The sequence below is a fragment of the Hydrogenophaga sp. PAMC20947 genome (assembly GCF_004795855.1).
GTDB lineage: Bacteria > Pseudomonadota > Gammaproteobacteria > Burkholderiales > Burkholderiaceae_C > Hydrogenophaga.
The window spans coordinates 512772-525850 of record NZ_CP039252.1; the positions used below are offsets into that span (position 1 = coordinate 512772).

Annotated in this window: 10 protein-coding genes; 2 read left to right on the top strand and 8 right to left on the bottom strand. The window is 63.2% G+C overall.

What is annotated here, in order from left to right:
* Positions 1-13: 13 nt before the first annotated feature.
* From speB to gabT, 8 genes are all read right to left on the bottom strand, one after another.
* Positions 14-970 (bottom strand): agmatinase, encoded by a 957-nt coding sequence (gene speB / locus E5678_RS02345; RefSeq protein WP_136177039.1) that lies wholly within the window; start codon positions 968-970, stop codon positions 14-16.
* Entirely contained in the window at positions 967-1572 is a 606-nt protein-coding gene (locus E5678_RS02350; protein ID WP_136177040.1) for a GNAT family protein, read from the bottom strand. The genes speB and E5678_RS02350 overlap by 4 nt, the downstream gene beginning before the upstream one ends.
* 59 nt (positions 1573-1631) lie before the next feature.
* Positions 1632-2444: an ABC transporter permease gene (locus E5678_RS02355; RefSeq protein ID WP_136180593.1), complete on the bottom strand. Its 813-nt coding sequence runs from the start codon at positions 2442-2444 to the stop codon at positions 1632-1634.
* 175 nt (positions 2445-2619) lie between these two features.
* Positions 2620-3861 carry an ABC transporter permease gene (locus E5678_RS02360; protein ID WP_247596885.1) on the bottom strand — a complete coding sequence of 414 codons (1242 nt, stop codon included), beginning with the start codon at positions 3859-3861 and terminating at the stop codon, positions 2620-2622.
* Positions 3862-3881: 20 nt separating this feature from the next.
* Positions 3882-4907: an ABC transporter substrate-binding protein gene (locus tag E5678_RS02365; protein WP_136177042.1), complete on the bottom strand. Its 1026-nt coding sequence runs from the start codon at positions 4905-4907 to the stop codon at positions 3882-3884.
* Positions 4908-5004: 97 nt separating this feature from the next.
* The gene (locus E5678_RS02370; RefSeq protein WP_136177043.1) at positions 5005-6087 is read right to left on the bottom strand and encodes an ABC transporter ATP-binding protein; all 1083 of its coding nucleotides are present in this window, start codon (positions 6085-6087) and stop codon (positions 5005-5007) included.
* Between the two features lie 32 nt (positions 6088-6119).
* Positions 6120-7247, bottom strand: coding sequence for a CaiB/BaiF CoA-transferase family protein (locus E5678_RS02375; RefSeq protein ID WP_348770361.1), 1128 nt, complete (start codon positions 7245-7247; stop codon positions 6120-6122).
* A gap of 191 nt (positions 7248-7438) precedes the next feature.
* Positions 7439-8737, bottom strand: coding sequence for a 4-aminobutyrate--2-oxoglutarate transaminase (gene gabT / locus E5678_RS02380; RefSeq protein WP_136177045.1), 1299 nt, complete (start codon positions 8735-8737; stop codon positions 7439-7441).
* A 151-nt stretch (positions 8738-8888) separates the two neighbouring features.
* Here gabT and E5678_RS02385 point away from each other — a divergent pair, with 151 nt between their 5' ends.
* Both E5678_RS02385 and alaS read left to right on the top strand, forming a co-directional pair.
* Positions 8889-10295 (top strand): PLP-dependent aminotransferase family protein, encoded by a 1407-nt coding sequence (locus E5678_RS02385; RefSeq protein ID WP_136177046.1) that lies wholly within the window; start codon positions 8889-8891, stop codon positions 10293-10295.
* A 105-nt stretch (positions 10296-10400) separates the two neighbouring features.
* Positions 10401-13046 carry an alanine--tRNA ligase gene (alaS, locus tag E5678_RS02390; protein ID WP_136177047.1) on the top strand — a complete coding sequence of 882 codons (2646 nt, stop codon included), beginning with the start codon at positions 10401-10403 and terminating at the stop codon, positions 13044-13046.
* Positions 13047-13079: the final 33 nt, after the last annotated feature.

Consider the following 13079-nt stretch of genomic DNA (forward strand, 5'->3'; position numbering starts at 1 on the left):
GGGTATCCAGGTGTTAACGGTAGGCCACGCCAGGCAGCACGCAGAGCATTTCAAACAGCAGGTTGGCGCCGAGCAGGGCGGTATTGCCGCTGGCGTCATAGGCGGGAGCCACCTCAACCAGATCACAGCCCACCAGGTTCAGGCCGCGGCACCCTCGCACGATCTCCAGCGCCTGGGGCACGGTCAGACCGCCGACTTCGGGTGTGCCGGTGCCGCCGGCGTAGGCTGGGTCGATACCATCGATGTCGAAGCTGAGGTAGGTGGGGGTGTCGGGGCCGATCTTGTCGCGGATCTGAGCCATCAGGGGCGAGAGTGACTGCCACCAGACTTCGTGTGCCGGCACCACGGTAAAACCTTGCTGGCGCGGCCAGTCAAAATCTTCTGCCGAATAGCCACTGCCGCGCAGGCCGATCTGCCAGACCTTGTTGCCCTGCAGCAGCCCTTCTTCCACCGCGCGGCGGAAGGGCGTGCCGTGGGCGATGCGTTCACCGAACATGTCGGGGTTGACGTCGGCATGGGCGTCGACATGAACCATCGCTACCGGCCCGTGTGTGGCTTTCAAGGCGCGCAAGATGGGCAGGGCAATCGTGTGGTCACCGCCGAGCGTGAGTGGAATGCAGCCCGCTTCAATGATGGGCCGGTAGTGTTGCTCGATGATGTCAACCGACTTCTGCAGGTTGAAGGTGTTGATGGCCACATCACCCAGATCGGCCACCTGCAGCGCGTCAAACGGCGCCGCGCCTGTGGCCATGTTGTAGGGCCTGATCAGGCAGGATTCGGCGCGGATCTGGCGCGGGCCGAAGCGGGCGCCGGGCCGGTGGCTGGTGCCGATGTCCAGTGGCACACCGATGAAGCCGGCATTGAGACCGGCCGGGCTCAACGTTGCGGGCAGGCGCATCATGGTGGCCAGCCCGCCGAAGCGGGGCATTTCGTTGCCGCCTTGCGGCTGGTTGAAGCGTGTTGGGGTCATGGTCGGGGCTTGCGCAATTGGTGGTCGAGGTGGGCACTCACCGTGGGCCACTCGCTGGCGACGATGCTGTAGACGCAGGTGTCGCGCAAGGTGGCGGGTGCATCGGGGTGTTTGTTGACCTGGTGGCAGCGCAAGGTGCCGTCGAGTTTGGCCCCCAGGCGCTCGATGCCTTTGCGGCTGGCCTGGTTGAAAAAGTGGGTGCGAAACTCCACCGCGATGCAATCGAGCCGCTCAAACGCCTGGGTGAGCAGCAAGCGTTTGCACTCGGTGTTCAGCGGGGTGCGTTGCATCGACTGGCGGTACCACGTCGAGCCGATCTCAACCCGGCGGTTGGCCGCATCGATGTTCATGTAGGTGGTCATGCCGACCGCGCGGCCGTTGGTGCCGAGCACGGCGAAGGGCAGCATGCTGCCCGCCTTTTGCAAGGCCAGGCGGCGCTGGATCTCTGAGGCCATGGCCTCAGGTGCCGGAATGGCGGTGAACCAAAGTCGCCAGAGCTCGCCGTCTTTCACCGCGTCCACCAGATCGTCGTGGTGTTCGGAGCGCAAAGGGACCAGGCTGGCATGCTGGCCGCTCAGGGTTGTATCGGCGGTGAAAGGCATGGTGGTGGGTACAAAGGCTGCGGCGGTGAATCCCTGGGGCCGCAGGGTTGACCGGAGGACTATTTGCGGCGTCCGCGCAGCCACTCCAGTGTCAGCATCAAGGTGGTGGTGAAGAGGATCAGCAGCGTGGCCACCGCGGCGATGGTTGGTGAAATGTTCTCACGAATACCGGTGAACATCTGGCGCGGGAGCGTCACCTGATCGGGACCGGCCAGGAACAGCGTGACCACGACCTCGTCGAACGAGGTGGCAAAGGCGAACAGCGCGCCCGAGATCACGCCGGGCGCGATCACCGGCAGCGTGACGCGGAAGAAAGTTTCCAGCGGGCTGGCGCCCAGACTCATGCTGGCTTTGACCAGGTTGTGGTTGAAGCTTTGCAAGGTGGCCAGCACGGTCGTGACCACAAACGGTGCGCCCAGTGCGGCGTGCACCAGGACGAGGCCGAGGTAGGTGTCGTTCAGGCCCAGCTTGGCGAAATAGAGATAGCTGCTCACGCCGACCACCACCACCGGCACCACCATGGGTGCGATCAACAAGCCGGTGATGAAGCCTTTGCCGAAGAACTGGGTGCGTGCCAGACCCATCGCGGCCAGCGTGCCCAGCGTGGTCGCGAGCAAGGTGGCCAGGGGGGCGACGATGAAGCTGTTCTTGGCCGCGCGGATCCATTCGTCGGCGTGCCACATTTCTTCGTACCACCGCATCGACCAGCCTTCGATGGGATAGGCCAGAAACGAGCTGTCGCTGAAGGAGAGCGGAATGATGACCACCACCGGCAGCAACAGGAATACCAGCACGCCGATGCAGCCAAGGCGCAGCGCATACCAGCCGATCTTGTCGAGCAGGGTGTAGTAAGCGGGGAAGGTGGGGAACATGGCGGAAAACATGATGGCGTCCGTGGGTCAATGGCTTCGCGCTACAGCGCAAGCGGGTGAGGGAGCTCCACCGCGCACACCGTGGAGCCGCCCTTCGACAAGCTCAGGACGGGCCACTGGTGGGGTGCCCCTTTCCAGAGGGGAAGACGTGAAGTGGCGCAGTGCGGTCATGGGGTTATCCGAGGCTCAGTTCGGCCTTGCCCAGCTTGCGGTAGAGCGCATAGAGCACCATGGTGCAGGCCAGCAGCACCGAGCCCAGCGCGCAGGCCATGCCCCAGTTCACCACGACGTTGGTGTACTGGGCCACGTAGTAACTCAGCATCTGATCGGCCGGGCCGCCGAGCAGGGCGGGCGTGACGTAGTAGCCAATGCAGGTGATGAAAACCAGCAGGCCGCCAGCCGCCACACCGGGGTAGGTCTGCGGCAGGTAGACGCGGAAAAAAGCGGCCAGCGGCGAACTGCCCAGCGAGATCGCCGCACGCAGGTAATTGGAAGGTACAGATTTCATGACGCTGTAGAGCGGGAGGATCATGAAGGGCAGCAGGATGTGGACCATGGCGATGGTCACGCCCAACCGGTTGAAGAGCAACGGAATGGGGGCGTCGGTGATGCCGATCCACATGAGAAAGCGGTTGATCAGCCCGTTGTTTTGCAGCAGCACGATCCAGGCGGCGATGCGCACCAGCACCGAGGTCCAGAACGGCAGCAACACCAAAATGAGCAGGATGTTGGCCTTGCGGTCGCCCAGGGTGCTTAGCCAGTAGGCGAGCGGGTAGCCCAGCAGCAGGGCGGACAGGGTAACGATGGCGCTGATCTTGAAGGTGCGCACCAGGATGTCGCTGAAGGCGGCCGCATTGGGCCCCACCTTGACAATGTTGCCTTGCGCGTCGCGTTTCAAGTCGATGGAGGCGAGCAGGTAGTCGGGCGTCCAGCGGGAGCTGTTTTTGGCAATCGTTTGCCAGTAGCGCAGGTCGGCCCATCGCTCGTCTTGTTCGAGCAGTTTTTCGCGGGCTTGTTCGGGGCTGAGATTTTCTCCCAGCGGCAGGGCGCGGTAGGTGCCCATGACCAGCGAGCGGGCGCCGGCCACTTCGCTGTTGAGCCGGCGCGCCAGGGCGCCGGCTTCAGCGGTTTCTTCAAAGGCGGTGAAATCGTCGAGCAGGGCCGCATAAGCGACGGCTGGCGGCGCGCTTTTGCGGTCCCAGCCGGACAGTGCCTGCCCCGTGCGGGGCAGGGCGTCGGCCACTTCCGGGTTTTCCACGGCCCGGATGAGCAGGGATGCCAGCGGCACCAGAAAGAACACCACCAGAAAGGCCAGCAGCGGCAGCGTGAGCGAGAGCGCACGCAGCTTCCTGCGGCGCTCAGCGCGCCGCAGTTGCGCGGCCAGGCTGTCACCTGACAGGGTTGGGGTGTTGTTCATCGTGGTTCCGCTGGCCATGCTCATTTCGCTGCCCAGGCCGAGAAGCGTTTCTCCAGGGCCTCACCCTGGTCGGCCCAGAAGGCAACGCCGAACTGCAAGGCTTCTTTGCTGTTGGCCGGCGACGTGGGCAACATGTCCAGCACTTTGGCATCGAGCTTGGCCAGCGCCTTGTTGTTGGTGGGGCCGTAGCTGATGTTCTTGGCGTATTCGGCTTGCGCATCTGGCGAACTGGCCATGGCAATGAACTTCAGCGCTGCGGCCTTGTTCGGCGTGCCTTTGGGCATGACCCAGTAGTCCAGGTCGTAGATGCCGCCGGTCCAGGTGATCTTCAGGTTCTTGCCCTCGCGCTGGGCAGCGTCGATGCGGCCGTTGTAGGCGGTGGTCATGGTCACATCCCCGGCGACCAGGAACTGGGGAGGCTGGGCACCGGCTTCCCACCACTGGATGTTGGGCTTGAGATCGGTGAGCTTCTTGAATGCGCGCTCAGCACCGTCTTTGGTGGCCAGCATCTTGTACACGTCCGCTGGCTTGACGCCGTCGGCCATCAGAGCGAATTCCAGGTTGTAGCGTGCACCTTTGCGCAGGCCGCGTTTGCCGGGGAATTTTTTCACGTCCCAGAAGTCGGCCCAGGTGGTGGGCGCTGTTTTGAGTTTGTCGCCGTCATAGGCCATCACGGTGGACCAGACGAAGGTGCCCACGCCGCACTCGTGCACGGCGGCTTTCTGGAAGTCGGCCTTGTTGCCGACTTTGCTCCAGTCGATGGTCTCGAACAGGCCTTCGTCGCAGCCGCGGCTCAGGTCTGGGCTCTCAACTTCGACCACGTCCCAGGTGACGTTCTTGGCTTCGACCATGGCCTTGATCTTGGCTTGCTCACCGTTGTATTCCACGGCGGTGACTTTGCCGCCCGCTTTTTCGAAGGGCGCCATGTAGGCCACTTTCTGAGCAGCGCCGTTGGCGCCACCAAAGTTCACCACGGTGAGGTTCTCGGCCATGGCGGGCAAGGCGAGCAGGGCCGAAACGGCCAGCAGGATGGGTTTGAGTTTCATGTGACAAGACTCCTAGGGTTTTTTGAGGGACAGGGGAAATGGATAGCGAAAGAGGAGGGGGGAGATGGAGCGGCAGGACACGGGAGCCGGTTGAAGCTCAGCGGTAAATGCGCAGGTGTTCTGGGGGCACGTGCAGTGTCACGGTGGTGCCCTCGTGCAATTGCCCGGCGAATTGCAGGGGCAGCTTGACGCTGAGTTCGGGCTGATCGCTGGTCTGGCAGCGCAGCCGCAGGTGATCGCCGAAATAGATCACGTCGGTGACTTTGGCCTGCAACTGGTTGCCGGTGGCGCTGGCGTTGGCGCCCAGGCCGATGCGCTCGGGACGCACGCTGCATTGCACGTTGTCGCCGACTTTGACCTGGTTGACATTGATACCGGTCAGGCGCGCGCCATCGGTGAGGGTGACTTCACACTGCTCGCCGCTGGCTTGCGTGACCTTGCCATCGAGCACCGAGTTGTCGCCCACAAAGCTGGCCACAAACCGGTTGACTGGTGTTTCGTAGAGGCGGTCCACCGGATCGACCTGCTGGATCACGCCTTCGCTGAACACGGCCACGCGGTCGGACATGGTGAGCGCTTCGGACTGGTCGTGGGTGACGTAGACAAATGTCACACCCAGGCGGCGGTGCAAGGCTTTGAGCTCCAGCTGCATGTGCTCACGCAGTTGTTTGTCGAGCGCCCCCAGGGGTTCGTCCATCAGCACCAGCTGGGGGTCAAACACCAGAGCGCGGGCCAAGGCCACGCGTTGCTGCTGCCCGCCTGAGAGCTGGCCTGGGTAGCGTTCGCCCATGTGGCCCATTTGCACCATGTCCAGGGCATTTTTCACCTTGTCTTCGCGCGCCGATTTCCCCAGTTTTCGCACCGTCAAGGCATAGGCGATGTTGTCGGCCACGGTCATGTGCGGGAACAGCGCGTAGTTCTGGAACACCATGCCGAAGTTGCGCTTGTGGGGCGGTGTGCGGGTGATGGGCACGCCGTCCAGGCTGATTTCGCCGGCCGTTGGCGACTCAAACCCGGCCAGCATCATGAGCGTGGTGGTTTTGCCCGAACCGGAAGGGCCGAGCAAGGAAAGGAATTCACCTTTCTGGATCTCCAGATTCAGATCACGCACCACCAAGATGCGGCCGTCATACGTTTTTTGCACACCGGTGAAGGTGACGAGTGCGTTGCTCTGGGACATGGATGAGGGCGTTCGTTCGTACAAGTTTGGGTTCACTGGGCAGGGGTTTGCCAACAGGCTGTGTGGGCATTGAGTCCGGGGGGTGGCTGGTTGGAGACCAGGCGATGACCATCCATCAGCATGGGGTTGGCCACCATGGGCGGATATAGGGGTTCACCCGAGTCCATCCGCAATTCGCGTGCCAGGACGTGCGGATGCGACATCACTTGCGCGATATCCAGAATGGGCGAGCAGGGCACGCCGGCCTTGTCGAGCAGCGACACCCAGTCGCTGGTGGTTCGCAGCAAGGTCCAGCCCGTGATCAGGGGCACCAGGGCGTGCCGGTTGCCCACCCGGGCCGGGTTGGAGCAGTAGCGCACGTCCCGCGAAACGGCGGGGTGGCCCGCTGCGTCGCAGAGGCGTGCGAACTGGCCGTCGTTGCCCACCGCCAGCACCATGTGACCATCCTGCGTTGGAAACACCTGATAGGGCACGATGTTGGGGTGGGCGTTGCCCATGCGGGCCGGGGTTTTGCCACCCACCAGCTGGTTGGCGCCCTGGTTGGCCAGCATGGCGACTTGGACATCGAACAGCGAGGCGTCGATGACCCGCCCGCGCCCGGTGGTTTGGCGCTCAAACAATGCCGCCAGAATGGCCGTGGTGGCATACACGCCGGTCATCAGATCGGTCACGGCCACGCCCACTTTTTGCGGTTCACCATCGGGTTCACCCGTGATGCTCATCAGACCGGCTTCGGCCTGAATGGCAAAGTCATAGCCGGCTTTGTGCGCCAGCGGTCCGGTTTGCCCATAGCCCGTGATCGAGCAGTACACCAGGCGCGGGTTGAGTGTTTGCAAACTTGCCGCGTCGAGGCCGTACTTGGCGAGTTGACCCACCTTGTAGTTTTCGATCAAGACATCGGCATCGCGGGCGAGCGCTCGAACCTGCTGCAGGCCTTCAAGGCTGGATAAATCGATGGCTACAGACCGTTTTCCACGGTTGGCGCACGTGAAATAGGCGGCCACCCGGGTGTCCCCCTCACCCCACCAGGGCGGGCCCCAGGAGCGGGTGTCGTCGCCGGTGCCCGGACGCTCGACCTTGAGCACATCCGCACCGTAGTCCGCCAGCAATTGCCCAGCCCAAGGGCCGGCCAGCACGCGGGACAGGTCCAGGACGCGCACGCCGGCCAATGGTTTGGGTGGTAATGCCGGTGCGTGGTTGGCACCGCCCCGAGCCGGATCAGCCCCCTCGGGGGGCAGCGACCCGTGCAGCGGTGGAGCGTGGGGGTGCAAGCGATCCGGCGCCGGGCCGCCCCGAGCCGGATCAGCCCCCTCGGGGGGCAGCGACCCGTGCAGCGGTGGAGCGTGGGGGCTCATCCCACCAGCAGAGAGTCGAGGGAAGCCGCGATGATGGCGAGGCCTTCGTCGAGCAGGGCATCGCTGGCGGTCAGGGGCACCAGAATGCGCACCACGTTGCCATAGGTGCCGCAGGTCAACAGGATCAGGCCGCGTTTCGTGGCCTCGGCCGCAATGGCCTTGGTGAGGTCGGCATCGGGCTGGTGCGGGTCGCCGTTCTTGCAGATTTCCATGGCCACCATGGCGCCCAGACCACGCACCTCTGCGATGCATGTGTGTTTCTTCGCCATGGCTTGCAGGCCTTTGGTCAGGCGGGCCCCCACGTCTTTGCTGCGCTGCAACAGGTTGTGCTTCTCAAACTCGTCGAGCACGGCCAATGCCGCCACGCAAGACATAGGGCTGCCAGCGTAGGTGCCACCCAGGCCACCGGCGGCGGGTGCGTCCATCACCTCGGCGCGGCCGATCACGGCGGAAATCGGGAAACCCCCGCCCATGGACTTGGCCATGGTGATCAGATCGGGCGCGACGCCCGAATGTTCGATCGCCAGCCAGGTACCCGTGCGCCCGGCGCCCGTTTGCACTTCGTCGACGATGAGCAAGATACCGTGTTGATCACACAGTGTGCGCAGGCGTTTGAGCAATTCGGGTGGGGCCACGTTGAACCCGCCTTCGCCTTGCACGGGCTCGATCACGATGGCTGCCACACGCGTGGCCTCGATGTCGTTCTTGAAGATCTGCTCGACCGAAGAAATCGCGTCGTTCACGGTCACACCGTGCAGTGCGTTCGGGAAACGTGCGTGGAAAATGTCGCCAGGGAAAGGCCCGAAGCCGGCCTTGTAGGGCATCACCTTGCCGGTCATGCCCAGGGTGAACATGGTGCGACCGTGGTAACCGCCGGCGAAGGTGATCACGCCGGAACGACCGGTGTGCGAACGGGCGATCTTGACCGCGTTCTCCAGCGCTTCCGCTCCGGTGGTGAGGAACAGGGTCTTCTTGGCGAAGTCCCCAGGCGCCTTGGCGTTGAGGCGCTCAGCGAGCTCCACATAGGGCTCATAGGCCAACACCTGGAAGCAGGTGTGGGTGTACAGGTCGAGCTGTGCCTTGACGGCTTCGATGATGGCCGGATTGCGGTGGCCGGTGTTGAGCACGGCAATGCCACCGGCAAAGTCGATGTAGCGCCGACCCTCCACATCCCAGATTTCGGCGTTTTCGCCTTTGGCGATGAAGATCTGGTGGCTGTGGCCCACGCCTCGCGGGATGGCGGCGTTGCGGCGGGCCATGAGCATGGCGTTGGTGGCTTGGGATTCGCGTTGCATGGAAACTCTCCGCAGAGGTAAAACAAAGGATCAATTGACTGAGCGACACTCTAGGCACAAGTGGCCGCCGGTACCATATACAGACAGCCGATTGCTGCCAATGCACTGTGCTGCTGATGCTGCCGCTACACAGAAACCCTAGGTATGTGCCATGTTCACCGTTGACCCCAAAGCCGCATCGCCCCTGGTGGCACAAATCGTCGAGGGATTTCGCGAAGCCATCCAGCGCGGTGACCTGCGTCCCGGCGCCAAAGCGCCGTCGATCCGCCAGTTCGCCCATGCCCAGGGCGTGAGCGTGTACACCGTGGTGGACGCTTATGACCGCCTGGTGGCACAGGGTTACTTCGCCTCACGCCCACATTCCGGGTTTTTTGTGCGCCAGCGTGAAGCGTTGGCCAGGTTGGGTCCCGATCAGACGCCGGTTGAGTCCGTCAACCACAATTTTGATTCCATGTGGTACCTGCGCCGGGTGTTTGAGAACCGGGCGCTGCGCATGAAACCCGGCTGTGGCTGGATCCCCGGCGACTGGCTGTTCCAAGACGGCTTGCGCCGCAGTCTGCGCTCGCTGGCCGCCGACAACGCCGAGCTGGGCGGCTACGGCGAACCCAAGGGTTACCCCCCGTTGCGCCAACTGGTGCGCGATCTGCTAGCCGAGCAGGAAATCGCGGTGACCACCGATCAGGTCTTGCTCACGCATGGCTCCAGCCAGGGGCTTGATCTGGTCGCGCGCTGCCTGGTGCGCGCTGGCGATGTGGTGCTGGTGGACGATCCGGGTTATCCCAATCTGCTGTTTTCGCTGCGCTTTCTCGGTGCGAAGCTGGTGGGCGTGCCCCGCACGCCCCACGGCTACGACCTGGCGGCGTTGGAAGCGCTGGTGATCGAACACCAGCCCAAGGTGTTTTTCACCCAGCCGCGCCTGCAAAGCCCAACCGGGTCGGTGGCCAACCTGGCGCATCTGCACCGTGTGCTGCAACTGGCTGAAAAGCACCACTTCACGGTGGTGGAAAACGACATCTACGCCGATCTCGATCCCGAGCCTCGCCCGTCGCTGGCCAGTCTGGACCAGTTGCAGCGTGTGGTCTACCTCAGCAGCTTCTCCAAGACCATCTCGCCCAACCTGCGTGTGGGCTTCATGGCCGCACCGCCCGATTTGCTGGAGGATTTTGCCCAGCTGAAAATGATTTCGGGGTTGACCTCGTCCGAATTCAGCGAGCGCCTGGTGTGTGGCGCGCTGCTGGACGGGCGCTGGCGCAAACACCTGCGCGGCCTGCGCGACCGTTTGGCCGCAGCCCACCAACGCGTGGCGCAAGCGCTGGAAAACAAAGGTTTTGAGATCTTTGCAGAGCCCAAGGCGGGTTTGTTTCTGTGGGCGCAGCACCCCGATATACACGACGCTGCCGAACTGGCCTACAAGGCCGCCGAACAAGACATTTCGCTCGGCCCGGGCCACTTGTTCACCCCCAACCTGACACCCAGCCGGTGGCTTCGTTTCAATGTGGCCTACTCCGATGAGCCGCAGGTTTGGGCCTTTCTGAAAGAGCAAACTAAGGCTGCCTGATCCCGCAACGGCCCTCTTTCGACCGATGCCCCCACAGTTTGCGAAAATACAGGGGTTTATGGGCGCCAATGCCCACCCTCGTCTCCGACTCCTCACAAGGCCACCATGACCCGCCCCGTCACCGCTGTTGCATCTGTTGCCGATATCCGCAAGACCTTCCTGGACTTCTTTGCCTCCAAGGGCCACACCATCGTGCCTTCCAGCGGCCTGGTGCCCGGCAACGATCCCACGCTCATGTTCACCAACTCGGGCATGGTGCAGTTCAAGGATGTGTTTCTCGGCACCGACAAGCGCCCCTACACGCGCGCCACATCGGTGCAGTCTTGCCTGCGGGCGGGCGGCAAGCACAACGATCTGGAAAACGTGGGTTACACCGCGCGCCACCACACCTTCTTCGAGATGCTGGGCAACTGGAGCTTTGGCGACTATTTCAAGCGCGAATCGCTGAAATGGGCCTGGGAGCTGCTGACCGAGGTTTACAAACTGCCGGCTGACCGCCTGCTGGCCACGGTTTACGAAGAAGATGACGAGGCCTACGACATCTGGACGAAAGAAATCGGCCTGCCACCCGAACGCGTGATCCGCATCGGTGACAACAAGGGTGGGCGCTACAAGAGCGACAACTTCTGGATGATGGCCGATACCGGTCCCTGCGGTCCCTGCTCGGAGATCTTCTACGACCATGGCGACCACATTGCGGGCGGCCCCCCCGGCAGCCCTGATGAAGACGGCGACCGCTTCATCGAGATCTGGAACAACGTGTTCATGCAGTTCGACATGGCCGAAGACGGCTCGGTCAAGCCGCTGCCCGCACCCTGTGTGGACACCGGAATGGGCCTGGAGCGCCTGGCTGCGATCTTGCAACATGTGCACAGCAACTACGAAATCGATATCTTCGACGCCCTGATCAAGGCGGCTGCGCGTGAGACCGGTTGCACCGACCTGGCCAACCCGTCGTTGAAAGTCATTGCCGACCACATCCGCGCCACCGCTTTCCTGGTGAGCGATGGCGTGATCCCGAGCAACGAAGGCCGGGGGTATGTGCAGCGCCGCATCATCCGCCGTGCCATTCGCCATGGCTACAAGCTGGACAAAAAAACGCCGTTTTTCCACAAGCTGGTCGCCGATCTGGCGAAGCTCATGGGCGGGGCCTATCCCAGCCTGGCCTCGCAGGAGCAGCGCATCACCGAGGTGCTCAAGACCGAAGAAGAACGTTTCTTTGAAACGCTGGCCACCGGTATGGAAATACTGGACAGCGCTTTGGCGGGAGGGGTAAAGCAATTGCCCGGCGAAGTGGCCTTCAAACTGCACGACACCTACGGTTTTCCTCTCGACCTCTCGGCTGACGTGTGCCGCGAGCGCGGGCTGTCGGTTGACGAAGCCGGCTTCCACGCGGCCATGGCCAAACAAAAGGCCGCCGGCCGCGCCGCAGGCAAGTTCAAGATGGACAAGGCGCTGGAGTACACCGGCGCTGGCAATGAATTCGTTGGTTACGAAAAACTGGAGGCGCCGGGCAAGGTGGTGGCGCTGTACTTTGAAGGCACGGCTGTGGCCGAGTTGAAAGCCGGTCAGAGCGGTGTGGTGGTGCTCGACACGACGCCTTTCTACGCTGAGAGTGGTGGCCAGGTGGGCGACGAAGGGATGATCCTCACGGGCGAGAAAGCCGCGCTCGCGCGCTTTGAGGTGGCCGATACGCAGAAGATCAAGGCCGATGTCTTTGGGCACCACGGCACGCTGGAGCTGGGAACCCTGGCGGTGGGTGACTCTGTGACGGCTCAGGTGAACACCGCGCGGCGTGGCGCGACCATGCGCAACCACTCGGTCACCCATTTGATGCACAAAGCCCTGCGCGAAGTGCTGGGCACCCATGTGCAGCAAAAGGGCAGCCTGGTCGACGCCGACAAGACGCGCTTCGACTTCACCCACAACGCCCCGGTGACCGACGAGCAGATTCGCGAAATCGAACAACGGGTGAACACAGAAATCGTGGCCAATGCGGCGACGCAGGCCCGCGTGATGGACATCGAGGCCGCCCAGAAAACCGGCGCGACCATGTTGTTTGGTGAGAAGTACGGCGAGACCGTGCGCGTGCTGGACATCGGGTCCAGCCGCGAGCTGTGCGGTGGCACCCACGTGGCTCGTACGGGCGACATTGGTTTCTTCACCATCACCGCTGAAGGCGGCGTGGCCGCGGGCGTGCGCCGAGTGGAAGCCGTGACGGGCATGAATGCGGTGAACTACGTGCAAGGCATGGAAACCACCTTGGGTGGCGTGGCCGGTACGCTCAAAGTCACACCGCAAGAGGTGCCCGCCCGCGTCGGCGCCTTGCTGGAGCAGATGCGCGATCTGGAGAAGGAAATGGGCGCGCTCAAGAGCCGCCTGGCCTCTGCCCAGGGCGATGAGCTGGTCGGCCAGGCGGTGGATGTCAACGGGCTGAAATTGCTGGTCGCGGTGTTGCCCGGCGCTGATGCCAAGGGCCTGCGCGAGACCATGGACAAGCTGAAAGACAAGCTCAAGACGGCGGTCATCGTTTTGGCCGCAGTCGATGGCGACAAGGTGCAGATCGCTGCGGGCGTGACCGCCAACAGCGTGGGCAAGGTCAAGGCCGGCGAGCTGGTGAATTTTGTGGCCCAGCAGGTGGGTGGCAAGGGTGGCGGCAAGCCCGACATGGCCATGGCCGGTGGCACCGATGCCAGCGGTTTGCCCAAGGCCCTGGCTTCGGTGCAGGCCTGGGTGGCCGAGCGGGCTTGAAGCTTTTTAACCTCGCGGGTGTGTGAGATGCGA